At 72.1% G+C, this 24,939-nt stretch carries 19 protein-coding genes; 10 read left to right on the forward strand and 9 right to left on the reverse strand.

What is annotated here, in order from left to right:
* Positions 1 to 83: 83 nt before the first annotated feature.
* The gene (locus tag ACTWP9_RS18760; RefSeq protein WP_443247347.1) at positions 84 to 458 is read left to right on the forward strand and encodes a DUF6479 family protein; all 375 of its coding nucleotides are present in this window, start codon (positions 84 to 86) and stop codon (positions 456 to 458) included.
* A 4-nt stretch (positions 459 to 462) separates the two neighbouring features.
* Here the strand turns inward: ACTWP9_RS18760 and ACTWP9_RS18765 are convergent, their stop codons facing one another.
* The 4 genes from ACTWP9_RS18765 to ACTWP9_RS18780 form a co-directional block, all read right to left on the reverse strand.
* Entirely contained in the window at positions 463 to 1,314 is an 852-nt protein-coding gene (locus tag ACTWP9_RS18765; RefSeq protein ID WP_443247348.1) for a carbohydrate ABC transporter permease, read from the reverse strand.
* A 55-nt stretch (positions 1,315 to 1,369) separates the two neighbouring features.
* Positions 1,370 to 2,329 (reverse strand): carbohydrate ABC transporter permease, encoded by a 960-nt coding sequence (locus ACTWP9_RS18770; protein ID WP_443247349.1) that lies wholly within the window; start codon positions 2,327 to 2,329, stop codon positions 1,370 to 1,372.
* Positions 2,329 to 3,624, reverse strand: a complete 1,296-nt coding sequence (locus tag ACTWP9_RS18775; RefSeq protein ID WP_443247350.1) for an ABC transporter substrate-binding protein — start codon at positions 3,622 to 3,624, stop codon at positions 2,329 to 2,331. Before ACTWP9_RS18775 ends, ACTWP9_RS18770 begins: the two co-directional genes overlap by 1 nt.
* Positions 3,625 to 3,837: 213 nt before the next feature.
* Positions 3,838 to 4,398, reverse strand: a complete 561-nt coding sequence (locus ACTWP9_RS18780) for a TetR/AcrR family transcriptional regulator (protein WP_443247351.1) — start codon at positions 4,396 to 4,398, stop codon at positions 3,838 to 3,840.
* 135 nt (positions 4,399 to 4,533) lie between these two features.
* Here ACTWP9_RS18780 and ACTWP9_RS18785 point away from each other — a divergent pair, with 135 nt between their 5' ends.
* The 3 genes from ACTWP9_RS18785 (at position 4,534) to ACTWP9_RS18795 (ending at position 9,137) form a co-directional block, all read left to right on the forward strand.
* Positions 4,534 to 6,150 (forward strand): MFS transporter, encoded by a 1,617-nt coding sequence (locus tag ACTWP9_RS18785; RefSeq protein ID WP_443247352.1) that lies wholly within the window; start codon positions 4,534 to 4,536, stop codon positions 6,148 to 6,150.
* Positions 6,151 to 6,361: 211 nt separating this feature from the next.
* Positions 6,362 to 7,474: a M23 family metallopeptidase gene (locus ACTWP9_RS18790; protein ID WP_443247353.1), complete on the forward strand. Its 1,113-nt coding sequence runs from the start codon at positions 6,362 to 6,364 to the stop codon at positions 7,472 to 7,474.
* Between the two features lie 931 nt (positions 7,475 to 8,405).
* On the forward strand, positions 8,406 to 9,137 hold the full coding sequence (locus ACTWP9_RS18795; protein ID WP_443247354.1) for a hypothetical protein: 732 nt from the start codon (positions 8,406 to 8,408) through the stop codon (positions 9,135 to 9,137).
* A gap of 123 nt (positions 9,138 to 9,260) precedes the next feature.
* On the opposite strand, the gene ACTWP9_RS18800 is transcribed toward ACTWP9_RS18795, so the two are convergent.
* Complete coding sequence (locus ACTWP9_RS18800; protein ID WP_443247355.1) at positions 9,261 to 9,620, reverse strand: hypothetical protein; 360 nt, start codon at positions 9,618 to 9,620, stop codon at positions 9,261 to 9,263.
* Between the two features lie 230 nt (positions 9,621 to 9,850).
* On the opposite strand from ACTWP9_RS18800, the gene ACTWP9_RS18805 reads away from it, so the two are divergent.
* The 6 genes from ACTWP9_RS18805 to ACTWP9_RS18830 all read left to right on the forward strand — a co-directional run bounded on the left by ACTWP9_RS18805 (position 9,851) and on the right by ACTWP9_RS18830 (position 21,094).
* Entirely contained in the window at positions 9,851 to 12,118 is a 2,268-nt protein-coding gene (locus tag ACTWP9_RS18805) for a hypothetical protein (RefSeq protein WP_443247356.1), read from the forward strand.
* Entirely contained in the window at positions 12,115 to 14,121 is a 2,007-nt protein-coding gene (locus tag ACTWP9_RS18810) for a TOMM precursor leader peptide-binding protein (protein WP_443247357.1), read from the forward strand. Before ACTWP9_RS18805 ends, ACTWP9_RS18810 begins: the two co-directional genes overlap by 4 nt.
* Before the next feature lie 13 nt (positions 14,122 to 14,134).
* Positions 14,135 to 15,817 (forward strand): SagB family peptide dehydrogenase, encoded by a 1,683-nt coding sequence (locus tag ACTWP9_RS18815; protein ID WP_443247358.1) that lies wholly within the window; start codon positions 14,135 to 14,137, stop codon positions 15,815 to 15,817.
* Entirely contained in the window at positions 15,814 to 18,576 is a 2,763-nt protein-coding gene (locus ACTWP9_RS18820; RefSeq protein ID WP_443247359.1) for a lantibiotic dehydratase, read from the forward strand. Before ACTWP9_RS18815 ends, ACTWP9_RS18820 begins: the two co-directional genes overlap by 4 nt.
* The gene (locus ACTWP9_RS18825) at positions 18,573 to 19,694 is read left to right on the forward strand and encodes a lantibiotic dehydratase C-terminal domain-containing protein (protein ID WP_443247360.1); all 1,122 of its coding nucleotides are present in this window, start codon (positions 18,573 to 18,575) and stop codon (positions 19,692 to 19,694) included. Before ACTWP9_RS18820 ends, ACTWP9_RS18825 begins: the two co-directional genes overlap by 4 nt.
* Positions 19,695 to 20,047: 353 nt before the next feature.
* Positions 20,048 to 21,094 carry a methyltransferase gene (locus ACTWP9_RS18830; RefSeq protein WP_443247361.1) on the forward strand — a complete coding sequence of 349 codons (1,047 nt, stop codon included), beginning with the start codon at positions 20,048 to 20,050 and terminating at the stop codon, positions 21,092 to 21,094.
* Positions 21,095 to 21,215: 121 nt separating this feature from the next.
* On the opposite strand, the gene ACTWP9_RS18835 is transcribed toward ACTWP9_RS18830, so the two are convergent.
* The 4 genes from ACTWP9_RS18835 to ACTWP9_RS18850 form a co-directional block, all read right to left on the reverse strand.
* On the reverse strand, positions 21,216 to 22,739 hold the full coding sequence (locus ACTWP9_RS18835; protein ID WP_443247362.1) for a SulP family inorganic anion transporter: 1,524 nt from the start codon (positions 22,737 to 22,739) through the stop codon (positions 21,216 to 21,218).
* An 11-nt stretch (positions 22,740 to 22,750) separates the two neighbouring features.
* Complete coding sequence (locus ACTWP9_RS18840) at positions 22,751 to 23,371, reverse strand: carbonic anhydrase (protein ID WP_443247363.1); 621 nt, start codon at positions 23,369 to 23,371, stop codon at positions 22,751 to 22,753.
* A 117-nt stretch (positions 23,372 to 23,488) separates the two neighbouring features.
* Positions 23,489 to 23,857, reverse strand: a complete 369-nt coding sequence (locus ACTWP9_RS18845; protein WP_443247364.1) for a hypothetical protein — start codon at positions 23,855 to 23,857, stop codon at positions 23,489 to 23,491.
* 236 nt (positions 23,858 to 24,093) lie between these two features.
* Positions 24,094 to 24,921, reverse strand: coding sequence for a carbohydrate ABC transporter permease (locus tag ACTWP9_RS18850; protein ID WP_443247365.1), 828 nt, complete (start codon positions 24,919 to 24,921; stop codon positions 24,094 to 24,096).
* Positions 24,922 to 24,939: the final 18 nt, after the last annotated feature.

Genomic DNA, 24,939 nt, shown 5'->3' on the forward strand with positions numbered 1-24,939 from the left:
CGCCTTCGGGGCCGGCCAGGTTTCCTTTCGTCGGCCACGGAAACCCCGGTTGGTGACACCGCGAGCCGAAGGGGGCTGAGCACATGAACGCGGACGTCATGGGGACGGCCTTGGACGTCGCCGCCCGCGACCACCTGGTGGGCCTGGTGCCGGGGCTCATCGGGCTGTTCATCGTGGCCGCACTGATCGGCGCCGTCTGGCTCGGCATCCGGATCAAGAACCGTGAGCCCGAACTGCCCGACCCCGACCAGCAGCCGCACCTCCCGGACACCGGCCCGACCGACGAGATCACGGAGAACCGCGAGCCGGACGAGATGCCCCGGGACGGGATCCGCCGGCTGCCGCACAGCGGTGTGCACGACTACGGAGATCGAGAGGGTCACCCCGGCGAACCGCCGACGCGCAAGAAGTGGGAGCCCGGCAAGAGCGGGTCCTTCGGCAGCGGTGGGCCGGGCTGATCCCTCACTTGCCGATGCCCAGCGTCATCCCCGTGATGATGCGCCGGGAGAGCCAGCCGTACAGCAGCAGCATGGGAGCCACGATCAGACACAGCCCGGCGAACATCCCGCCCCAGTCGGCGCCCCGGTACTGCTGCTCACCGATGAAGCGGGCCAGCACGAGCGGCAGCGTGAAGTTGTCGTTGCTCTGCATGAGCGAGAGTGCGAACAGGGTCTCGTTCCAGTTGTTGATCAGCTGGAGGAGGAAAGCGGTGATCAGCCCGGAGCGCGCCAGCGGCAGCACGATCTGCCAGAAGGTGCGGGCGGGCGAGGCCCCGTCCAGGGCCGCCGCCTCCTCCAGCTCACCGGGCAGCGAGCGGAAGAATCCGGTCAGCAGGAAGACCGTGAACGGCATCGCCAGCCCCACGTACACCAGGAACAGCCCAGGCAGTGTGTCCACCATGTTCACCTCGGTGAGCATGAAGAACACCGGGATCAGCAGCACCTGCCCCGGCACGCCGAGCCCCAGGACGAACAGCATGGTCAGCGGCCCGGCGAGGGCGTTCAGCCGGCGGCTGAGCGCATAGGCGGCCGGGGCCGCCAGCACCACGGCCACCAGCGCCGCCGAGCCGCTGACCAGCACGCTGTTGAACGCGGCTCGCCCGAAGCCGGAGTCGAACGCCGTGCGGTAGTTGGACAGCTGCCACGGGTCGGGCAGTGCCCAGGGCCGGTCGAAGATCGCCCGGGAGTCCCGCAGCGAGGTCAGCACCATCCATACGAGCAGCAGCAGACCGGCCGCGACGGAGAGCCAGATCAGCCCGAGCCCGACGGCACGCGCGGGGCTCGTACGGGCGGAGCGCGTGAGAGGTGCGGTCACCGGCTCTCCTCGGGTTCGGCGGACTCCGTATGCAGCGGGACTCGGTATGGGGGACTCAGTACTCGACGGGGTCGCGGCGCATCAGACGGCGCAGCAGCGCGGTGAAGACGGCGACCAGCAACAGGCTGGTGATCCCGGCGGCGCAGACGGTGCCGAACTGCGGGACGTCCGAGCCGGTGAACGCGTTGCGGTAGATGTACAGGGCGCTCGTCCAGGTCTCGATGGGCGGGGCACTGGTGGTGAAGGTCCCGCCGAAGACCAGCACCAGCTCGAAGACCTTCACCGAGCTGATCGTCCACAGCACGGCGCACACGGTCACCACGTCCCAGCTCAGCGGCAGTGTGATGTGCCAGAACCTGCGGAAGGCCCCGGCGCCGGCCAGCTCCGCGTCCTCGTACAGATACCCGGGGATGTTGTCGACGGCGGCCATGATGATGGCGACGTAGAAGCCGGTGGAGGTGCACACCATCGTGGCCATGATCAGGAGAAAGACGTTGCCGCTCCCCAGCCACTTGGGCGGATCGTCCACCCCCAGCCCGGCCAGCGCCGAGTTGACCAGCCCGCCCGGGTTGAAGAGGAAGCCCGCCAGCACGCCGAAGACCATCGCGTTGACGATGTGCGGGAAGAAGATGACGGCCCGTACGAACCGCTTGCCCGCCATCTCCCGCAGCACCATCGTCAGCGCGAACGCCAGCACGAAGACGGCCAGCCCGACGAGCACCAGGATCTTGAAGGTGTTCACCATCGAGGTACGGAAGTAGGGATCGTCCACCAGCGCCCGGTAGCTGCCCAGGCCGTTCCACTCCATCGCGGCGTAGCCGTCCCAGCTGTGGAAGCTGGTCCACAGGCCGAACAGCAGCGGACCGAGGTAGAAGACCGCCAGGAACAGCAGCGCCGGGATCACGAACGGCCAGAACAGCCGCCGCCGTCCGAGCGCCAGCGGCGCATCGCGTCCAGCCGCACCCGGCGGCTGCCGCGCCTGCGCCTGCTTACGGCCCGCGGTCAGCACCGTCATCAGCGGTGCGCCTTCGCATAGGAGACGTGCAGTTTCTTCATCTCGGCGACGAACTCCTGCGGACCGGCCTCGCCGAAGAACAGCTTCTTGTACGCCGGGTAGAGGGCCTTGTCGGTGTACGAGGTCACCGAGCCGGGCAGCTGCTCGCGCGAGGGCGTGGACTCCATCTGCTCCTGGACGTCCCGCAGTACGGGCGGCGCCGCGATGTCGGGGCGCGGGGTGATGTTGTCCGCCTTGGTGGCGATACCGCGCAGCCGCTTCTTCGCCATGAAGTACGAGATGAACTTCTCGGCCGCTGCGGCGTTCTTGGCCTGCTTGGGCACCGCGAAGCCGAACACCCGCACGTCGGTGGCTTTCCGCCGGTCGGCCGTGGTGTCCGCGGCGGAGGGGAAGGGCGCTGCCCGGAAGTCGAAGCCCTTCCCGGCGAACTTCCGGGTCTCGGTGGGCAGCCAGCTGCCGTTCAGGTTGAACGCCGCCTTGCCCTGCGCCCAGCGGTTCTGCTGCTCGGGGTACTTGCTGGCGTCGTACCCCTTGAGCAGATAGCCCTTGTCGACCAGTTCGTGGATCTTCTTCGCCGCCTCCTTCACCGCCGGATCGTCCCAGCCCTTGCCGGAGGGGTCGGTGATGGCCTTCTTCATGACGCCGTCGCCGCCGATCCGGTCGGCCAGATAGTCCAGCCACCAGATGATGTAGACGGGCTGGTCGCCGTCGGCCGAGATGCAGGCGCGGCCCTTGGCCTTGAGCTTCGCGCAGACATCCAGCAGTTCGTCCCAGGACTTCGGGGGCCGTACGTCCTTGTCGGCCGCGTTGTACCAGAGGTTGACGGAGGTGACCTCGTAGGGGACGAGCCATCTGTTGCCGCCGCCGGGCAGCTTGCGCAGATAGTCCAGGTAGCTCATCTTCAGCGCCTTGGACAGTGGCTGCTTCTCGCCGGTCGCGGGCCGGTCGAAGACGGCGGACAGATCCTTGGCCCGGCCGGTCCGCACCAGCGTGGGGTAGAGCTTGTCGTCGGACTGGTCCACCAGGTCGGGCACCTTGCCGGTGGTCAGCGTGGGCGCGAGCTTCTCCAACACGGTGCGGCCCTGCCACTGCACGGTCACCTTGATGCCCGTGTCCGCGGTGAAGTCCTTGATGGCGGACTTGAGTACGGCCGCCTGCGGCTCGTTCTCGGTCCACATGGACCAGTACGTCAGGCTCTTGCCGTCGCCGCCGTCCGCGCCGCATCCCGTCAGTGAGCTGAGGACGGCCGTCGCCGCCAGCGCTACGGCGGCCGTGCGAGTTCCGGTGTGCGTCATGGGCCCTCCCGGCGAGGCGCGCGGTCCGTCTCCCCGGCGTCTCGGCCAGGACGCGCGAGATTGATGCGGACAGATCAATTGATCCCGCGCATGACGGCCAGGGTCAAGACACGTGCGGAGAAGTCCAGTTGTGCGGACCGCTTGTCCAGACCGGTGCCACTGGTCGGTGCCAATGGGGGTGCCGGTGCCGCTGCCGGTTGTGGCGCCCGGGGCTCACTTGTCGGGGGTGAGCAGTGCCGCGAGCGGTCCCGTGATGTCGGCGCGGCTCGGCGGAGCCGCCGCGGCGAGGGAGTGCAGCAGCAGACCGTCGAGCACGCGCGAGAGCGCCCGCGCAGTCCGCTCGTCCGTGTGCGCGCCCAGCACCTGGCGCTCGGTCTCCGCGTACAGCAGCGCGGAGTCGCGCAGTTCGGGTCGGCGCATGGCGGCGGCCGAGAGCTCGAAGGTGAGGACCAGTGCGGCGCGGTCCTCGCGCAGCAGCGTCTCCACCAGGTCGGCCAGCGCCTCGACCAACTCGGCGCGGGAGATCTCACCCAGTCCGGCACCCCAGGTGTGCAGTCGGCGTGCGTAGCGCTCGCTGAGCCTGCGGATGGCGGCGTCGAGCAGGTCGTTCAGCGTGGCGAAGTAGTACGTGGTCGAGCCGAGCGGGACGTCCGCCTCGCGGGCGACCGCACGGTGGCTGAGCCCCGCGATGCCGCCTTCCAGCAGAATCCGCTCGGTGGCGGCCATGATCCGCTCCCGGCGCCCGGGATCGGCCGGCCCGCGCTTGGCTCCCATCGGCGTTGCCCGTCCTTCTCCGTTCCGGCGGTTTTTGTGTACCCTAGTACACAGATTTATGTACGCCCGTACACAAATTTCTGTTCGTACACACGGGGACGCGGACCAGACGCGGAAGAACGGAGACATCGAGCCATGGCGCAGGAGATGACCACGAAGGCCGGGGCCCGCGAGTGGGCCGGTCTGCTGATCCTGACCCTGCCCGTGCTGTTGATCGCGATAGACCTCACCGTCCTCGGCTTCGCCGTCCCCGCGCTCAGCGAAGATCTCGCCCCGTCCAGCACCCAACTGCTGTGGCTCGTGGACATCTACTCGTTCGTGCTGGCCGGGCTGCTGGTGACCATGGGCACCCTCGGCGACCGAATAGGCAGGCGCAAGCTGCTGATGGCCGGCTGCGCCGGATTCGGCATCGCCTCAGCGCTCGCCGCCTACGCCCCCAGCGCAGCGGCGCTCATCGCGGCCCGCGTCCTGCTCGGCGTGGCGGGCGCGACGCTGATGCCTTCCACCCTCTCGCTGCTGCGCAGCATGTTCCGTGACGAGCGCCAGCGGCTGGTCGCCGTCGCCGCCTGGGGCTCGGCCTTCAGCGCCGGTTCCGCGCTCGGCCCCGTCGTCGGCGGGCTGCTCCTGGAGCACTTCTGGTGGGGCTCGGTCTTCCTGATCAACCTCCCGCTGGTGCTGCTCGCGCTGATCGGGCTGCCGCTGCTGGTGCCCGAGACGAAGGACCCCGCTCCGGGCCGCTTCGACCTGCCGAGCGCGGCCCTCACCCTGCTGACGGTGCTGCCCGTCGTCTACGCCATCAAGACCTTCGCGCACGGTGACCAGTTGGCGGCCCTGCCGTTCCTCGCCGCCGGACTGGCCTTCGGCACCGTGTTCGTACGCCGTCAGCGCACTCTCGTCGACCCGCTGATCGACATCTCGCTCTTCGGCATCCGCCACTTCTCCGCCGCGATCGTCACCAATGTGCTGGTGGTGTTCGTGATGGCCGGATCGCTGTTCTTCCTCCCGCAGTTCCTCCAGCTCTCTGCGGGCCTGTCGCCGCTGCGCGGCGGGCTGATGCTGCTGCCGGGCGCAGCGCTCTCGGTGGCCTCCGGATTCTTCGCGGCTGCCGCGGCCCGGCGCACCGGCGTACGGCAGCTGATCACCGCGGGGCTGGCGACCGCGGCGCTCGGCTTCGCGGCGCTCACGGCCCTGCCGCTGGGGCACGGGGTGGCCGTGGTCGTACTGGCCTTCTGCCTGGTGAGTGTGGGCGTGGGCACGGTGATGACGCTGACGAACAGCATGGTGCTCAACACCGTTCCCCCCGAGCGTGCGGGCGCCGCCTCCGCCGTTTCCGAGACCGGTATCGAGCTGGGCGGGGCGCTCGGCGTCGCCGTCCTGGGCAGCGTGCTCTCCTCCGCGTACCGGATGAGCCTCGACCCGGTGGACGGGGTGCCCGCGCGGGTGCTGGACGCGGCCCGCGAGACGCTCGGCAACGCCGTGGCCGCCGCCGCGCGACTGGGCGGCGACCCCGGCAGTGCGCTGGTCGCCGAGGCCAGGTCCGCCTTTGCCGGCGGCATCCAGGTTGCCGGACTGGCCGGCGCGGGCCTGCTCGCGGTGGCCGCGGCTCTGGCGTGGGTGCTGTTGGGGCCCCGGCGGATCTCGCGTACCCCGCAAGGGGGCTGCGCTTGCCCACCCTGCGCCCCTGGGGGCACCTCCCGGCCGGAGGCTGGGGGAGCAGACTGCCCAAGCTTCGCAGGGGAACGCGCCCCGTAAGGGGCGCGGGGAACTGCGCGACAAGCCACACGCAAGCCGCAGACTGCGAACGACGGGCAGGGGCCCCCTCCCGCGCATGTGAGGGCCCTCCCGCGGCTGGCGGGAAATGCACCCGTACCGGGGACAGACCGCTGCGTCGAACGGCCCAAGCCGCCCGCGTGCCGCGTCCGCCCGGCCGCTCTCGCGCGGTGCGCGGCCGCACGATCGTGCCATGACTCAGGTCGCACGAAAGAGACGGGCGGCGGCCCCACTGGCCGCGCTGCTGTGTGCCGTGGTGCTCGCCGGTGGCGCCCCGCAGGCGGTGGGGACCGCCCCCGCGAAGGGCGCTGCCGAGACGGCGCAACCGCTGCCGGCCCGGATCGCCTCGCTCTACCGGCAGGCCGCGGCCGCCTCGGCGCGCTACGAGGCCGCCAGCCGCAGGGCGGTGGCACAGCGCGCGGCGGTCGCCCGCTCCGCACGGGCCGTCGCCAGCGGCGAGGACCGGCTGCGGCGGCTGCACGGGCAACTGGGCGCGGTGGCCCGCAGCCAGTACCAGCAGGGCAGCTGGGCGCCCACCACCCGGCTGCTGATGACGGGTTCGCCGGACACCCTGCTCGACAAGCTCCGCTCGCAGCGCCAGGGCGATCACGCCTTCCGGCGGCTGCTGCACACCACCAAGGTCACCCAGCGGCGCCTCGTCCGGGACCGCGCTGACCAGCGGACCCAGTTGGGCAGGCTCAAGGCCGAGGCCGAGCGGCAGCGGCGGGCCAAGCGCGCCGTCGAACACCGGCTGGCGCAGGCCAGGGAGCGGCTGCGGGAGGCACGGGAGGAGCGTGCCGCGCGGGCCGCGGGCCCGATCTCCCGGGCGGCGCTCGAGGCCGAGCCCGGCACCGGCGGCTGCTCGTACAGCCCGCCGCCCGCCCACCGGGCCGGGAGCGGTGCCTCGTGGGTGGCGCCGGTCAAGGACTACACGCTGTCGGCGGGCTTCGCCTCTGCGGGCAAGCGCTGGGCGAACAGCCACACCGGGCAGGACTTCGCGGTCGGCATCGGCACCCCCGTACGGGCTGTCGGAGCGGGCACCGTCGTCAGGACGCGATGCGGCGGCCCTTTCGGCAATCACATCGTCATCAGGCACTCCAACGGCTACTACACCCAGTACGCGCACCTGTCCCGAATCCAGACCAGACCGGGCGACCAGGTACGGGCGGGGGAGCGCATCGGCCTCTCCGGCAACACGGGCAACTCCACCGGCCCGCACCTGCACTTCGAGGTACGCGTCACCCCCGAGGACGGCTCGGGCATCGACCCGCTGCCGTGGCTGCGCAGTCGCGGAGTGGATGTCTGACGACACGCTGACGATCCGCCGCCCGCCCGGCCACGATGCACCGCAGCCGGCAACGCACCCCGCCCGCAATGGCGGGGTGCCCCTCCCCGGGCGGGGCACCGTTCAGCCGGCGCCAACGCTCCCGTCTGCGGCAACCGCGCAGCCCGCACGGCGGGAGCACCCCGCAAGCCCGCCGATCAGTGCGGGACGAGGGTCCGATCGCGGACCTGCCCCTTGGTATGACGCCGCATCAAGCGCGCACGCTTGGCAGGAGTCTCCTGGCCGCCTCTATCGAGGCTGCCAGCAGACGATGACGAGTGATGAACGATGACGAGTGATGCAGCTCCGTTCCCCGATGAACCACCGAACAATCGCGAGGACAGGACGGAGCGTGGTCGCTGTGTATTGGCCAACACCGGCCACGTACGACGGTGCCCCCGACGGTCGGTGCGCTGAGGATCCTGTGCTGGGCTCTCCCACCCGTTGACGGCGGCGCCGTTCTGGTCGGACGGCATTGGGTGCGGACCCTGCTGTGGACAGTGCGGTGAAGGTGCTGCGGAAGCAGGGGTGCTGTGGTGCCGTCCGCGACTTGGAGCAAGCCGAACGCCGCGATAGCGGGGGACGGGCCCCGGGTTCCGACCCTCCCCGGGGCGTGCGGACGGTGTTCGTCACCTGCCGGGCGTCCGCGCCTCTTTCCGTGGTCGTGAACATCCGAGTGGCGTAAACAGTCGCGGCGCCTGCCCAACCGCTGTCGAAACGCCGCTCTGCCCCGGCTGTGACGGAGATCACCACGCTCGCCGTGACCGGAACCGTATTCCCCGACATCCAACAGAGCGAAAGAGCGATCCCCGTACCAGCGCCAAGTTGCCCATCAGTGGATCACTACTGCCACCGGGCGACGTGGTAACTGCCCCCCACCCCCAGAAGCCGGAGGCTTCGCGCCTTCTCGTACATGCCACTCTGGACAAAAGGAACAAAAATGCGCACTACCTTCAAGAAGACAATGGTCGTCGGCGTCGGCCTTCTGACTCTCGCCGGGGTTGCCGGAACAGCCCAGGCGGACGTGGTGCAGTCCGCGCTCGTCGGCACGAAGAAGCCCGAGCACGTCGGCGCGAAGAAAGCCGAGGACGCCGACGCGAAGAAGGGCAACGACGCCGACGCGAAGAGCACCGAGGACATCAGCACGCAGAAGGCCCAGCAAGACACGAAGAAGGGCAAGGACGTCGGCACGAAGAAGGTCGAGCGTCTCCGCACGAAGAAGGCCCAGCACCTCGGCACGAAGAAGCGCAAGGCCGTCGGGGCGAAGAAGGGCCAGGCCGTCGGGGCGAAGAAGGGCCAGGTGAAGGCCAAGAGGGACATCCTTATGCGGACCGATGCTGAAGGCTGCGTGGAATCGGGCAAGGCCATGATGAAGGCGAACATCGTCTCCGACTACGCCTGCATGGAGAGTGAAAAGCCGGGGGTGTGGGAGATCACCCCCTACCTCGAGCGAAGCTGGCTCGTCGGCCCGAAGCGCCTGGTGCAGGGCAAACGGGATATCGCCGTCTACTCGGGTGCTTACGCAGACTGTAAGTTGACGGGCCGCAACTTCAAGCGGGCGGGCGTGATCGCGGCCTATGCCTGCGAGAAGGATGAAAGGCCGGACAGGTGGGAGCTCACCCCCTACTTCAACCGTAAGCGCTGATGTCCCCCGCCCGTTACTGGGGCCCCGGCCGGTCCGGCCTCCCAGCATGACAGAGCAAGGGCCGGGGCCCCACCGAACGTCGTCGGCAGGCCCCGGCCCGAATGCGGAGCGGTCCGTACGCGGTTATCCGTACGGAGCCAGTCCGTTCAGTTCTTGGCTGTGCGGAGGCTCCGAGGTGAAGCCTGGCTCAGCTCGACGGCGGCGGCCTCCTGACCCTCGGACGAGGAAGGCGGAGCAGATCTTCTCCGAGTCACCTGCCTTCACCTTCTTGCTGGTATCGGCGGCGGCGCAGTTCGGCCGCTTGGCCTCGCCCGTGAACAGGATGAGGGCGTTGGTGCGCTTGCCCCTGTCCATCTTGACGAGTCCACGCACACGTTCCGACAGAGCCCGCACCGCCGAGTCCTCCGTCTCCCCCCGGCCGACGCAGCCCGTCGTCCGCTCATCCAGCCCGGCGAACACCGGCACCGAGCCAGCATGGTGCATAAGCGCCTGCTCGTACGGCTGCGCTGTCGGGACCGCCCGCGTCGTTCCCTTCCCCGCGCGTCGGACGCACCGGAGCTGCCGGTCGTGGCGCGGGCGGCGGTGCCGGCTCCCTCTCCCACCAGCAAGCAACCCCACGGCGAGCAGCCGCACCGTATGACTGACACCGCGTCGGGCGACGGGGTACCGTCCTTGATCACGATCCGTACGAACGTGTGCACGGGAGCCGCCACGTGGACCCCACCCACGACGTACGCCCCAGACTGCGGGCGGACGCGCTGTTCACGGCGACCGAGGGCGGGGTCCTGCTCCAGTACTCCGAGGGCCGGTTCGTCCTCAAAGGGCGGACGGCTTACCAGTGGTTGTGCCGCCTCGCCCCCCATCTGACCGGCGCCCACACGGTCGCTGAGCTGTGCAACGGGCTGCCCGAGGAGCGCCGGGCCACCGTCACCGCGATGGTGAGTACGCTGCTGCGGCGTGGCGTGGTGCGCGACGTACGCCCCGACGACTCCGGGGCACAGGACGGGAGTTCGCTGCTCTCCGACGCCGTCCGCGACCGCTTCCGGGACCAACTCGCCTACCTCGACCATCAGCTCGGCGGCGGCTCGGCTACCGCCTTCGCCCGGTTCCGCGACACCCGCGTGCTGATCGCGGGCCGCGGCGAGGCGGCCGAGAGCTGCGCGGTGACTCTGCTGCGCAACGGGCTGCGGACAGTCACCCTCATCGGCGCGTACCAGGAGCCGCCGCGCCAACTCCTGCTGGAGCGGGACGCTTTGCGCGCTGTGCACTGCGATGCCGATGTGGTGTTGCACCCGGCGGGCGAGTACGGCGCCGGTCCGGGCGACGCGGACGGAGCTGCCGACCTGGTCGTGGCATGCGGTATGGGATACGGAGAACTCGTCCGCCGCAACCGCGCGGCGCTCGACGGCGGTCCCGCACTGCTGCCGCTGACCGTACTGGACGGCACGGCCGTGCTCGGGCCGCTGGTGCAGCGTGCGGGGCACGGCGTAACGGGCGGTGGCGACGAGTGGCCGGGGGGCTGCTGGCAGTGCGCCGTGCTGCGGCTCGCGGCCAATCTGGAGCCGCCCGCTGCCGCGGCGCTCCTGCGTGCCGTGCACACGGAGCGGACAGCGGCCGGGCCGGACGCGCAGCTCGGGCGCATGCTCGGTACGACGCTCGCGTTCGAGGTCTTCCGGCACCGCACGGGTGCCCTGCCCGCGGAGTGCGCGGGTGCCCTCGTCACCCAGGACTGCGTGACCTTGGCGACCTCGCGGGAGACCCTGCTCGCGCACCCCGACTGCGGGGCGTGCGGCGGACTGCCCAAGGCGCGGGGCGCTGCGCGCGAGCCGAGTACTCCGGCATCCGGCAAGGCGGAGGAGGAGGTGCTGTTCGGCACGCACGCCGGGGTCTTCCGGCGCTACGCCGACGACGAGCTCCCGCAGTCACCGGTTCGCGCCGCCTGCGTCGAGGTCGCGGCGCCCGGACCGTCCGCCGTACCTCCCCGGGCCGTCACCGCCTTCGCCCTCGACACCCAGACCGACGCCAGAGCCGCAGCGCGCAACGCAGCAGCGCTGGCGTACGAGACGCTGCTGCACGCGCACGGCCTGCCGCGGAGCGCCGCACCGTACCTCGCTGACGCGGCGGAGGAGCGCGTATCCGGCGCCGAGTTGAGCACGTGGAGCGGGACCGGGCAGGACGACGGCCACCCAGCTGAGGGGCCGTGGCTGCGGGCGTGGGTGTGGGATTCCGCGGAGCCCCCGAGCCCCGGTCACGGGCGGACGGTGGCCGTGCCGGCGGCAGCCGTCCACCCCGGCGGCGCGGTCGACCGCGACGGATGCTTCGAACCCGGGAGCGCGGGTGCCGGAGCGGGCGCCACCGTCGAAGCCGCCGCGCGGGCCGGGCTGTTGTCGGTTCTCGCCTACGAGGGTGTCGCCTCCGCTCTGCGCGGGGAGGCCCTCGCGCGGACGCTGCCCGTGGACGCGGCTGCCGAAGGGGACCAGGGGTTTCTCCTCCGTTCTGTCGCGCACTTCGACCAGCGGGTCACCCTGCTCGAACTCCCCGGTGCGGCGCCCGCACACGCCGTGGCCGCGCTCGCCTCCGACGAAGCCCTCGACGAAACCTCCGACGAAGCCCCCGACGGGATCTCCGACAGCACCGCTCAAGCGCTCGGCTACGGCACGACCCGCACAGAGGCCACCGTCCACGCCCTCCGCGATCTGGTCGGCACCCTCCAACTGACGCGGCACGGCCAGGCGGTGGACCTCGGCGATCCCCTGGTGGCCGGGCTCGACGCGCAGGCCCTGGCGGCGACGGCCCAGGAACCGGTGCCGCCTGTCGCACCGGCCGGTCCCGAAGAGCCCTGGCCCGGTCATGGGCCGATGACGGCGGCGGCGTCCGGCAGGGAAGTGCTCGTCGTGGTGACGACGCCGCCGGACCTGCGCGCGGGTGGCGTGGAGACCGTACGGGTGCTGCTGCGCAGCCGCCGGGAGGCACCGGAGTGACGGCCACGACCGAGAAGACGGTGGACAACGACCGGCTCCGCGTGGCGGAGGAGCTGACGCGCCGCCTGCGCGACGTCGGCCTCGCGGAGCCGTTCTCCGTCCACGTACGGCTGCTGGGCGCGAGCGACGCCTACGCAGCGCCGGAGCAGCCGCCCGACTGTTCGGCCGGCACCACGCTCGTCCCCGTACATCTGCACAGCAGATACGCCCTGCTCGGGCCCCTCGGCCCGCAGCAGTCGGCGCCGGGACGCCCGTGCTTCCACTGTGTGGCGACCCGCTGGCAGGCTCTGCGCCCCGCCGTCGAGCGCGACGCCTTGGAGCGCGGGCCGGATTCCCCCCTCCATGCGGCGGCGCCGAACCCGTATCTGACCCCGTTCGCCCTCGACATGCTCGCCCACCTGGCGACGGCCGCACTCGATGCTGAACGCAGGGATGAACGCAGGGAGATGTCGACCGCGCCCCGCACCGGCACCGTGCACCGACTGGCGCTCGACACCCTCCGCGTTGAGCGTGCCCGGCTGCTGGCCGACCCCGCGTGCCCCCGGTGCGGGGCGCGACAGGCCGCCGCCTCGGAAAGTGGCGCTGTCCCGCTGCGGCCCGGCCTCGTCCCGCGCCCCGGCTCCTCCCGGTTGCTGAGTCCCGCAGAGGCCATGCCGGAGTGGGCCTCCGAAGCGCTTGCCAACCCCGTCTGCGGCGCGCTCGGCACGCGCGTACGGCCGGACCGGGAGGCGGCCAACACGGCGCCGGCGAGCGGTCGTTTCGCGGTACGCGGTGCACCCCGACTGATGGATGTCCACTTCAGCGGGCACGCCGACAGCTACCGGGACAGCGCGGCCCTCGCCCTGTGCGAAGGGCTGGAGCGGCTGGCGGGTCTGCGTGAGGGCGGCGCCGAGCGGATCCCGGCCGCCCGGTCGGAACTGCGGCACCCGTCCGTGGACCCGCGCGAATGCGGCCTCCCGGACGCGGCGTTCTTCGAGGGAGCACCCTCGCACTTCGTACCGTACGACGAGGAGTTGGTCCTGCCGTGGGTGTGGGGCTGGTCGCTGCGGGACGAGCGGCCGGTGCTGGTTCCCGAGCAGCTGGTCGACTACCGGCTGGCCGGTCCGGGTCCGTTCTTCGCGGCCGAGACCTCCAGCGGGTATGCGGGCGGCTCCTGCGTGGAAGAGGCCGCGCTGCACGGGCTGCTGGAGGTGGTCGAGCGGGACGCGTTCCTGTTGGCCTGGCTCGGGCGGGCCCGGCTGCCGCGGATCGCGGTGGAGAGCTGCCGGTCCCCTTCGCTGCTGTCCCTCGCCGAACGGATCCGGCGCGGCGGCTACCGGCTGCGGCTTCTGGACAACCGCATCGATCTGCCCGTACCCGTCGTGACCGCAGTCGCGACCCGCGAGGACGGCGGACCGGGGGCGCTGTGCCTGTCGTCCGCCGCCGCGCTCGATCCGGAACGCGCCGCCGAGTCGGCCGTACGCGAGGTCGCCAGCTCTCTGTCCGGCTTTCCCGAACGCACGGCAGAGAACCTCGACCGGCTGCGCGCCATGGCGCGGGACTTCACCTTGGTGCGTGAACTCGCCGACCACGCCGCGCTGTACGGCCTCCCGGAGACGGTGCGGCACGCCGCGTTCCTCCTGGGTCCTGAGGACGAGGCGCGTCCCCTGGCCGAGATCTACCGTGACGGTGGCGAACGCGGTGCCGGACGCGGCAGCGGCGCGCGCGGCGAAGGCGTACCGCCCGCCGGAGACCTGTCCGCCGCCGTACGCCACTGCCGTGACCTGCTCGCCGCGCGCGGCTTCGAGGTGGTCGTCGTCGACCGGACGGGCCCCGAACAGCGGGCGGTCGGGACGAGCGTGGTGCGGGTGCTGGTGCCCGGGCTGCTGCCGATCGACTTCGGTGCGCGGCGGCACCGTGCGCCCGGTATGGCCCGGTCCCGCACCGCGTTGCGGAGCGCCGGGCTGCGTGACCACGACCTGACGGCTGCGGAGCTCAATCCGGCTCCGCATCCGTTCATGTGAGGGGGAGGGAGACGTGTCCGAAAGCGCAGAGCAAGGTGGGGCGGACGACCGCGTGGCGACCGTCACCCGCTATCTGGACGCGGTGCTGCGGCGGGCCTCGGTGCCGATGGAGACCGAGCCCTTCGAGCCGGACTGGCAGGACCAGCCCCGGAGCCACAAGATCTACCGCGGGGTGCCCGGCTTCCCGCTCCCCGACGCCCCGCCGCAGCCCCTCCGTCCGCTGGGGGAGGCCCTGTTCGCCCAGGACCCGGGGGAGAGGGCGGCCTTCACCGTGCCGCTCCTCGCCGGGATGCTCCGGTACTCCTACGGCTGGCTCTCCCGTCGGCTCCAGATCACCGCCGACCCGGGCCAGGGCGGCCGGGAGGCGTACGCGCACGCCGCGTGGGCGCGTGGCAGCGCAGCGGGCGGTGGCCTGTACCCGTGCGAGCTCTACTGGGTGTGCGGCCCGGGCGCGGGCCCCCTGCCGGGCGTCTACCACTACGACCAGCCCGCGCACGCCCTCCGCCGCATCGCCACGGGCGACATCTCGCCCCGGGTACGCGAGGCGCTGGGCGCCGGGCCGACCGCCGGGCGCCAGTTCCTCCTCGTCACCGTGCGGTTCTGGCAGAACGCCTTCAAGTACGGGGAGTTCAGCTACCACTGCGTCACCATGGACCTCGGCTGCCTGCTGCGGACCTGGCAGACCTGGGCGGCGTCCTGCGGCATCGGGCTCCACCCCCTCCTGTGGTACGACGAGCCGGAGCTGGACCGGCTGCTGGGCCTCGACCCCGCCACCGAGAGCGTCCTGGCCGCGGTGCCGCTGCCCTGGCGGGGCGCCACCGGCGATGAGAACGAGGGGACTGGCGATGAGAACGACGGGCCCGTGACCGGCCGTCGCTTCACCCCAGGCGTCGCCACACCCGTCGCCGAACGGTCCCGTACCGTACGGCGATTCCCCGCCGCCGAGGCGGCCCAGCTGGCGGCGGCGTACGACACGGGGCGGGGGCCGGCACCCGGGGCGCTGGTCGAGGCCGCGGCGGGGAAGTCCGGCACGCCCGCGGGCGCCGCCGTCCCGCTGCCCGCGTCGACCCCGCTCACCGGTGGTGTAGCCGAAGCGCTCGCCGCCCGGCGCAGCAGCTTCGGCCGGTTCTCGACGCACCACCCGCTCGCCGCCGAGGACTTGTCCGCGCTGCTGGAGGCAGCCGCGGCCGGGCGCCGACTGCACACCGGGGCGCCCCCGCTCACCCGGCTGGCCGTTTTCGTGCAGCATGTGTCCGGAGTGCGGGCGGGGCTGTACCTCCACGACTCCGCGGCGCACACCCTCGTCCCGCTGCCCGGACCGGCCCCGCACCCGTTCCTCCAGCGGGCCTACACGCTCAACAACTACAACCTCCAGCAGGCCGCCGCCGTCCTCGTCGTCCTCGCCCGCCCGCACGCCGTCGTGGCTGCTGCCGGGCCGCGCGGCTACCGGCTGCTCAACGCCGAGGTGGGAGCGGTCGCGCAGACGGCCTACCTCGCTGCCGCCGCCCTCGGCACCGGCTGCGGCGCAGCGCTCGGCTTCGACTACGAGGCCCTCCACACGGCTCTCGGCCTGGCCCTCGGCCCGGACACCTGGCCGCTGCTGCTGCTCATGACGGGCCACGAGCGCCCCGACCGACCCCGTTTCGACGCCTCCCTCACCCCCAGCCCTCGCACGGACCGGACCGACCATCCATGACCGACACCCCCTCCCGCCCGCTCCCCGCCGCCCTCGAGCTCGCCCCCGACCTCATCCTCCGCGTCGCCGGGCTCCCCCTCGCGGCCCTCGCCCCCCTGCGCGCCCCCGGCACCGTCGCGTGGACGCGGACGGCACTGGAGCTGGAGGACAGCATGGCCGCGCTGGCACCCGCGGCCGAGGACGCCCTCGCCGAGGCCGTCGCACACACCGAGCACCCCGCGACCCGCCGGGCCCTGCTCGCCCTGCGCCGCGATCTCCACAACGCCCGTACGCCGTCCCGCGAAACGCTGCGCACCGCCGAGCCGGTGGCCCCCTCGCCCGCCGCCGACTGGCTCGCCCTGCGGCACCGTTACGAGGCGCACCTGGCCGCCGCCGAGTCCACGCTCGCCGCCGAACTGGCCGCCGGTCGCCACCAGTTGCGCCACCTCGCCCACGATCCCGCCCTCCGTGCCGGTGTCCAGGCCGCCTCTCCCACCCTGGACGCCGCCCTCCCCGGCTACCTCGCGGCCGATGACGTGCCACCGAGCGACAAGCGGGCCCGGAAGACGGAACGGTCGCTGGTGTCGTACGTCTACCGGGCGGCGCTCAAGACCAGCCCCTTCAGCACCCTCACCAGCCTGGCCCGCGGACGTTTCCACGACTCCGGTCCTGCACTGGGGCTCGCCCTCGCGGAAAACGTCCCCCCGCGGCCCCTCCTGCGCGCCCGGCCCAACCTGACCGCACTCCACGAGATCGCCGTCGCCGCGCTCGGCGATCCGGCCACCAGGGCGGCCCTCCCGTTCCACGCGGCCGGCGGGTGGCGCCGTACCGGCGGGCGCGTCCACTACGTACGCCGTCGCTACCGGCCCGTCGATCCCGGCCTCGCCCTCGCCACCCCGGGAGTGCTGGAGGAGGAGCCGTTCCAACTCCCGGCGGGTCCCGTTCTCGACGAGGCGCTGCGGCTCCTCGACGCGGCCGGGGACGCCGGGCTCACCCTGCCGCGGCTCGCCGACGCGCTGCACCGCTCCGACCCGGACGGCAGACCCCGGGAGCGGCTGGACGGCTACCTCGCCAAGCTGGTGGAGCTGGGCCTGCTCACCACACCCGCGCTCGCCCCCGACATCCACCACCCCGACCCGGTGGCCGAGCTGGCCGGCCGGCTGCGTACGCTCGGCCTGCCCTCCCCCGGTCCAGGGCCGTCCCTCACCGACCGGCTGGAGCGGATACGGGAGCTCGCCGACGGCTTCCCCCTCGCGCCGCCCGAGGAGCGCGCCCGTCGTACTGCCGCGCTCCGTACCGAGGTGGCCGAGGCACAGCGGGCGCTCGGCCGCTCGACGCCGGTCGTGCCCAGGACCGCCGTCTACGAGGACGCCGTGCTGGCCGCGCCGGCCACCGCCTCCCTCCCGGCGTGGGAGGACGGGCCGCTGCCCGCGCTGCGGTGCTTCACCCGGCTGCTGCCCGCATTCGATCTGATGCTGCTGGACAGACTGCTGGTGCGCGCCCACTTCCGCTCCCGGTACGGGCCCGGCGGGACCTGCGACGACGTGTCCGGCTTCGCGCAGGAGCTGCACCAGTCGTGCGGCAAGTGGCTGTCGGGCACCGGCACCCGGCTCGGCACGCTCGCGGCGGACGGTACGTACGTGCCGCGCGCGAACCCCTACGACGATCCGCGGGTCGCGACGTTGAGTGCGGCCCACGAGGAGTTCTCCCGCGCGCTGCGCGCCGCGCTCGACGCCCGGCTCCCCGAAGGGGAGCCCCGGCCGCCCGGGGCACCCGAACTCGTCCTGGAGGCGGCGGATCTGGACCGGGCCGCCGCCCTGCTGCCGCCCGACGACCCCGGCATGCCGCGCAGCTACTCCTGCTACCTCCAGTGGGCCGAGCCCGCCGGGGACCGCCGCCCGCTCACCGTCCTCAACTGGGCCTACTCGGGCCTCGGCCAGCCCCTCGCCCGGTTCGCCAGGTCCTTCGGACCGGAGGCCGAACGTGAACTGACGGACGGCATCCGGGCCCGGCATGCCCGGCTGCTACCGCGCGATGCCGTCGCCGCCGACCTGAGCGGCGGCTACGACACCTCCAACCTGGCACTGCGGCCCGCGCCGGCCCCCTACCGGCTGACCGGGCCCGCCGAGGCCCCGCACGGGCCCGCCGAACGCCGGCTCCCCGTCGGCGATCTGGAGCTGGTCGACGATGAGGAGAGCGGCGAACTGCGGCTGGTCTCGCGGCGGCTGGACAAGCGCGTTGTCCCGTTGTGGCTCGGCGGTCTCGTCCCCATGGCGCTGCCCCGCGTCCAGCGCACCCTGCTGGCGCTCTCCCCGGCCGCCATGCCGCTCGTCGCGGACCTGTGGGGGTGCCTGGACGGCGGCGGGCCGACGGACCGCCCCCGGGTGCGGCACGGCTCGCTGGTCCTGGCCCGCCGCAGCCGGCGGTTCGCGGGGTCCGAACTACCCGGCCCGCAGCCGCCCGCCGAAACCGCGCGCGGCTTCCTCGCCCGCCGCCGGTGGTGGCGCGCGACGGGGCTGCCGGAGCGGGTGATGGCCCGTACCGACACCGACCGCAAGCCGCACCCCGTGGACGCCGACAGCCCGCTGTCCCTCGCACTGCTCGACCACCGGCTGCGCGGCGCGGGTGAGGCGGTCTTCACCGAACTGCTGCCCGACGTCACCGAACCGGCCCTGCGCGCGGGCGGCTCCGCGTACGCGTCGGAGGTGTGCGTGGAACTCGACGCGGCTCCCGCCCCCCTCGAACAGGCACAGCACAGCGGAAGGACGAACCCCCAGTGACCGACACCGACCAGGCGCGGCCCCCGGCCGAGCAGCGCAGCACCGGGCCCGCCGCGCCCCTCAACGCCGACGACCGCCCGCCCGCCGAGCTGCGCCCCGGCGAGTGGCTGTCCGCGCACGTCTACTACGCCGGGGACCGCGACCCGCTGCTGGGCGAGTGTGTCGGCCCGCTGTTCGAGCGGCTGCGCGGCGAAGGGCTCGCCGAGTGCTGCTACTTCCTCCGCCACTGGCTGGAGGGCCCGCACGTACGGCTGCGGGTACGGCCCGTGCACACGGACGCGATCCCGGCCCTCACCGCCGCGATCGAGGGGGCCGTCGGCGACTTTCTGGGCCGCCGCCCCTCCGTCTACGATCCCGCGGTCGACCTGACCGACGAGCAGTACCGGGAGCGCTTCCGGCTGGAGTTCTCCGACGCGCAGTGGGACGCCCGCTACGGCCCCGGCACCGTGCGGATGCCTCGCCGCCCCAACGACTCCCTCGCCTACCTCGGCTACGAGCCGGAGCTGGAGCGCTACGGCGGCCCGGCGGGTGTGGCGCTTGCGGAATGGCACGCCGACCGCTCAAGCACTCTCGTCGCGAGCCTGCTGGCTTCCACGAACACCCAGGTCGGCAGCGTCCGGCTGGGCCTGGCCGCGCAGCTGACGGCGACGCTCGCGCTGACCGTGCTGGACGACACCGAACGCACCGTCGCCTTCTTCGAGCAGCGGATGGCCGACTGGGCGCCCCTGTTCAAGGCGCGCTACGGCACCTACGCCGCCGCCTACCAGCGGATGGCGGGCCCGGTGGGCGACAAGGTCGAGGCGCTGCACGCGGGCGTCCTCGGGGGGCAGCCCGAGCTGCTCGCCGGGTTCCTGTGCCGCTGGGCCGAGCACGGCACCGAACTGCGCGCCCGCATCGACGAGGAAGCCCGGCGCGGGGCACTGGTGTTCCCCTCGGGCGACGGAACGGGCGCGCCGGTGGCCGTGGGCGCCGAGACCGCGCGTGCCGCCCTCCTCGCCGGGATCGTGCACATGGGGTGCAACCGGCTCGGGGTGACCGTCGGCAACGAGGACTACCTCGCCTATCTGCTGCACCGGGCGCTCCGGGAGCGGGTGCAGGGACTGCCGGCGGATCGATGACGACCGCACCCCGTCAGCTATTGACCATGGCGAAAACTGATCTCCACAATGGCGGGTGTCCGTATAACTCGCGTAGTGAACAAGGGAGTTGGCACATGCTCGTAGACGAGTTGGAGGCCCTGGAGGCCGAGACCTTCGAGATCGAGGAGATCGAGGAGCCGCCGCAGGTCATCGCCAGCACGACGGCCTCGGGACCGCTCTGCCACTGAGCCGTGCGGCAGCCGCCGCCGGGCACTGTCCGTGCTGTACGCAGTCGGACGGCGCCCGGCGGTGAGCCGTCCACGAGTGACCGAAAGCGAATCGTCCCGGCCAACGGCCGGGCCTGTCGCACCACCACACGACCGGAGAAGACGGTGACCCAGAAGGTGACCCAGGAGAACAAGCGGCCCCGCGGCACGAGCGATATCTGGGAGGCCGCCGACCTGGTCACCCCCATGGCCGTACGCGTCGCCGCCACACTGCGCCTCGCCGATCACATAGGGGAGGGCACCGCCCCCCTCGACCACCTCGCCGAGCGTTCAGGCGCCCCCGCACATCTGCTGGAACGGCTGCTCAACCACCTCGTCGACGCGGAGGTGTTCACCCAGCCGGAGCCGCACCTCTACGGCCTCACCGAACTGGGCACCCAGCTGCGCGCCGACCACCCCGGCAGCCCTCGCGACTGGCTCGACACCGGCAGCGCCTTCGGCCGCGGCGACCTCGCGCTGGTCCACCTGCTGGAGAGCATCCGCACGGGCCGGCCGGGATACGACACCGCCTACGGCCGCTCCTTCTGGGCTGACCTGGAAGACCGGCCGGAACTGTCTGCATCGTTCGACACCTTGCTCGCCTCGCTGCTCGTACCCGGCGAGACGAAGGCCGCCGCCGACGGCTACGACTGGGGCGCGCTCGGCCACCTCGTCGACGTGGGAGGCGGCGACGCCACGCTCCTCACAGCGCTGCTCACCGCGCACCCCGAACTCCGCGGCACCCTGGTGGAGTTGCCAGGCCCGGCCGCGGCGGCCCGCACCAAGCTCGCCGAACAGGGGCTGACCGAGCGGTGCGCCGTCCTGGAGTCCAGCTTCCTGGACCCGCTGCCCGAGGAGTCCCACGGCGCGGGCGGCTATCTGCTCTCCGTCGTGCTGCACGACTGGGACGACGCACACGCGCTGGGCATCCTGCAGAACTGCGCCCGCGCCGCCCGCCCCGGCAGCCGGGTGCTGCTGGTCGAGGGGCTGCGCGACGACCCGCAGGGTGCACGCGTCCGCTCCGAGATGGATCTGCGGATGCTCACCTACTTCTCCGGGCAGGAGCGCACCCGCGAACAGCTCGCCGCGCTCGGCGACCGCGCCGGGTTCGATCTCGGCGCGGTGCGCAAGCTCAGCTACTACCGCTCCCTGGTGGAACTCGTCGCCCGCTGACTCCCGTTGCGCACCGGCGCGGGAAATCCGCGCCACCCGGCCCGGGGCAGGGCAGACGAACGGCAGGTCCGCGCCTATGGATGACCGGCCCGCAGGCGCGGGCCGGTCACCCACTCGTCGGTCAGCGGGTCAAGCTGGAGGCGTCCTCCCCGTGCGGCTCGGCGGCAGCGGGCTCGGCCGCACCATCGGGTGCGGTCTCGGCGGTGATGCGCTCCGCCGCCTTGTTGTGCTGCTCCTCCCAGGTGGAGAGGGCGAGTCCGCAGGCGTGGTCCATATGCCGCAGCTTCTCCAGGCGCAGTTCGACCCGGCGATCTGTTGGCAGTGCCTCCAACTGGTCCTGGAGCTTGGGCAGCCGCAGGAATGTGGCGTTGCCCAGCACCATGACCCGCAGCGGCCGGTCCGCACCCGGGTCCTCCGTCTCCACGTGGATGTGCGAGGTCTCCCAGGCGGTCTTGACCACCGCCATCAGCAGCCCCAGCAGTACGCCCTCGAACATGTTGGTGAGGACGATCGCCAGCGCGGTGACGGCCAGCACCACGGCCTCGGCCCGGTGCTCCCGCCACATGGGGGCCAGCTCGCGCAGCGGAATCAGCTTCCAGCCCGCGTGGACCAGGATGCCCGCCAGTGCGGAGAGCGGGATCATGCCCAGCGCGCCGGGAAGCGCGACGGTGAACACCAGCAGCCACAGACCGTGCAGCACCCGGGCAGCCTTCGTCTTCGCCCCGGCCGACACATTGGCCGAGCTGCGGACGATGACCGCCGTCATGGGCAGCGCACCCAGCGCTCCGCAGACGGTGTTCCCGGCGCCCTGAGCGATCAGCTCCTTGTTGTAGTCGGTACGCGGTCCGTCGTGCAGCCGGTCGACGGCGGCCGCGCTGAACAGCGACTCGGCCGAGGCGATCAGGGTGAACGCCAGCACCGTGCTGAGCATGCCGATCGAGGCCAGTCCGCCGAAGTCGCTCATTCCGGGGGGCTGGATGGAATCCAGCAGGCCCTGCACCTCGACGCGTGCGATGGGCAGGTCGAGGGCGACGGTCGCGGTCGTGGCCAGCAGAACGGCGGCCAGCGGCGCGGGCAGCACCCGTGCCCCGGCCCGCCACTTCGGCCACACCACCAGGACCGCCACCGTGCCTGCGCCGACGGCGAAGGCGGCCAGTGCCGTGCTGTCGCCCACCGTGTCCAGCACGAGCCGGCCCAGGCCCAGGATCTTCTCCGGGCCGCTGCCGGGTGCCTTGGCGTCGGCGAGCGAGTACAGCTGCCCGGCGATCAGCACCAGGCCGATACCGGCGAGCATGCCCTGGACGACGGAGACGGAGATCGCCCGGAACCAGCGGCCCAGCCGCAGCACGCCCATCAGCAGCTGCAGCAGCCCCGCGGCCAGCACCAGGACGCCCAGTCCGCTGAGGCCGTAGGTCTGCACCGCCTCGTACACCAGCACCGTCAGACCGGCGGCCGGACCGCTGACCTGGAGGCTGCTGCCGGGCAGGAACCCGGTGACCAGCCCGCCCACGATGCCGGTGACCAGCCCGAGTTCGGCCGGTACCCCGGAGGCGACGGCGACGCCCACGCACAGCGGCAGGGCGACGAGGAAGACGACGAGCGAGGCGGTGAAGTCCGCCCGCAGCAGGCTTTTCGAGTACGTCATGACGCCACCTCTCAGAGCGGGAGGAACGCGTCGGAACGCGTGTCGAGTTCGAGCACCTGGCCGGTGTCGATGGTGTAGAACCAGCCGCGCAGCGCCAGCTCTCCGGAGGCTTCCCGTTCCGCGACGCACGGGTAGTCCCGCAGTCGCGCGAGCTGGGCCCGTACGTGGCGCTGCACGGCGGCGGCCACATCGGGTTGCTCCCGCTCGGCGTCGTCGGGCGCGAGTTCGACAGGCGAGGGCAGTTGGGTGCTCAGCCAGCCGTGCACGGCGGGCACGGCCGCCAGGTCCTCCTCCCGCACCCGGGCGCCGACCGCGCCGCAGTGCGAGTGCCCGCACACCACGATCTCGGGTACTTCCAGTACCCGGACCGCGTATTCGATGGTGGCGGACTCGCCGCTGGGCCGGCCCGCGGCGCCGTAGGGCGGCACCGCGTTGCCCGCGGTGCGCAGTTCGAACAGCTGGCCAGGGCGGGCGCCGGTGAAGACCGCGGGCTGGACCCGCGAGTCGGAGCAGGTGATGAAGAGTGCTTCTGGCGACTGGCCCTGTGCCAGCCTGCCGTAGCTTTCCCGTTCGTCGGTACGGTCGCTTATCCGTGCGGAAAAGGCGCGTGCGTGAGGGATGAGTGAGCGCATGAGGATTACCTTGCGTTCAGGTGCGTACGGATGTCGGTGAGAAGTCGGATACCCGGCAGGGGCCGGTATCGGCTGGTCACGGACAGGCGCGCCGTTAAGCGGCTGCCGCGGGCGGTATCAGTGCCGCAGCACCTGGTGCAGTACGGGAACCTCGACGGATCTGCGCCACGGCATCCCGGCGCTGCCGTTCCCGGGCAGCGCGGAGGGGTAGTCGTCGGCGAGCGATTGGGTCTGCCGGCCCCCCGCGTACTGCGGGCGCTCGCCGGGGGCCGGCGGTGTGGTGTGGTGGCGTACGGCGCGGCGCGGATGACAGTCGGCGTCACCGTGCTCGGCGTCGTCGGCCACGGGCGGTGAGACGTCCGTGGCGGTCGCGGCTGCGGCCGTCGGTCCGGCGGCAGATGCCGGGAGGGCAGCTGCGGCCTCGGTGGCCAGCAGTACGGAGAGGAGAAGGACGAGGGCGGAGACGCATGCTCGTACGGCGGTCACGCAGCGTCGCATCGTCCTCCCCCCTGTCCATGGCTCCGAGCTGGGCGTATTCAATCGTCGCCCACAGGGTGTGACGAACCCGCACGGCGGAGGTGAACAGCAGGTGAACTAACCTGGGAGATGCGGAGATTTTCGCTCACAGGGTCTTGTTTTCGGCCGCAACGGCGAGAATTGATCGCTGAGAGAGCTCGCTCGTATGATCGATAGTCGAACTCCGACGCCTCTGACCCGGGATGTCAGCCCTTGAAGGCTCCCTGCAACAAGCCGGAAACAAAGCTACGTTGAAATAGCAGGTACACGATTGTGATCGGCAACATCACAAGGATGGTCCCGGCAGCAAGCATTGGCACATCCGTGTTGTTCTGTCCCACGAAGAACCCGAGTCCCGCCGGTGCCGTCCGCTTGGCCGCGTCCTGCATCAACACCAGCACCAGCAGAAACTGGTTCCACGACCACATGAACACCAGCACCCCGAGCGTCGTCAGCGACGGCCGGGCCAGTGGCAGCAGCACCCTGGTGAGGATCGTCCACGACGAGGCGCCGTCGATCCGCGCCGCCTCCACCAGCGAGGCCGGCGTCGTACGGAAGTGGGTCCGCATCCAGAAGACGCTGAACGGCATGAACAGCGCGATCTCCACCAGGACGACGCCCAGGTACGAGTCCGTCAGCCCGATCCCCCGCAGATCGAAGTAGAGCGGTACCACGATCAGTTCGACGGGGATGGTCAGCCCCGCGACGAACAGCGCCGCCACCCCGTCACCGCCCGGCAGCCGCATCGTGCCCAGCGCGTACCCCGCCAGCCCGGCCAGCACCAGCGAGGCGGGCACCACTCCGACGGCGATGACCAGGCTGGAGCGCATCAGCTCGGAGAAGCCCGCGACCGTCCACGCCTGCCGGTAGTTGTCCAGGCTCCACCGCTCGGGCCACGCCATGCCCACCACCGGCTCGCCCGAGGGCTGCATGGAGGCGAGGAAGACGCTGAGGAACGGGATGACGACCGCGATCCCCAGCACGGCCAGCAGCGCCTGCCCCGTCCAACGCTCCGCCCGGGACGCCGTGTTCATGACTGCGACCTCTCAGCG

This window comes from Streptomyces sp. 3N207 (assembly GCF_052246355.1).
Taxonomy (GTDB): domain Bacteria; phylum Actinomycetota; class Actinomycetes; order Streptomycetales; family Streptomycetaceae; genus Streptomyces.

Coding starts and splice junctions, on each gene's coding strand:
- ACTWP9_RS18800 (WP_443247355.1), bottom strand. CDS start 9,620: ATGCACCATGCTGGCTCGGTGCCGGTGTTCGCCGGGCTGGATGAGCGG.
- ACTWP9_RS18760 (WP_443247347.1), top strand. CDS start 84: ATGAACGCGGACGTCATGGGGACGGCCTTGGACGTCGCCGCCCGCGAC.
- ACTWP9_RS18850 (WP_443247365.1), bottom strand. CDS start 24,921: ATGAACACGGCGTCCCGGGCGGAGCGTTGGACGGGGCAGGCGCTGCTG.
- ACTWP9_RS18790 (WP_443247353.1), top strand. CDS start 6,362: ATGACTCAGGTCGCACGAAAGAGACGGGCGGCGGCCCCACTGGCCGCG.
- ACTWP9_RS18770 (WP_443247349.1), bottom strand. CDS start 2,329: ATGACGGTGCTGACCGCGGGCCGTAAGCAGGCGCAGGCGCGGCAGCCG.
- ACTWP9_RS18840 (WP_443247363.1), bottom strand. CDS start 23,371: ATGCGCTCACTCATCCCTCACGCACGCGCCTTTTCCGCACGGATAAGC.
- ACTWP9_RS18775 (WP_443247350.1), bottom strand. CDS start 3,624: ATGACGCACACCGGAACTCGCACGGCCGCCGTAGCGCTGGCGGCGACG.
- ACTWP9_RS18785 (WP_443247352.1), top strand. CDS start 4,534: ATGGCGCAGGAGATGACCACGAAGGCCGGGGCCCGCGAGTGGGCCGGT.
- ACTWP9_RS18795 (WP_443247354.1), top strand. CDS start 8,406: ATGCCACTCTGGACAAAAGGAACAAAAATGCGCACTACCTTCAAGAAG.
- ACTWP9_RS18780 (WP_443247351.1), bottom strand. CDS start 4,398: ATGGGAGCCAAGCGCGGGCCGGCCGATCCCGGGCGCCGGGAGCGGATC.
- ACTWP9_RS18820 (WP_443247359.1), top strand. CDS start 15,814: ATGACCGACACCCCCTCCCGCCCGCTCCCCGCCGCCCTCGAGCTCGCC.
- ACTWP9_RS18835 (WP_443247362.1), bottom strand. CDS start 22,739: ATGACGTACTCGAAAAGCCTGCTGCGGGCGGACTTCACCGCCTCGCTC.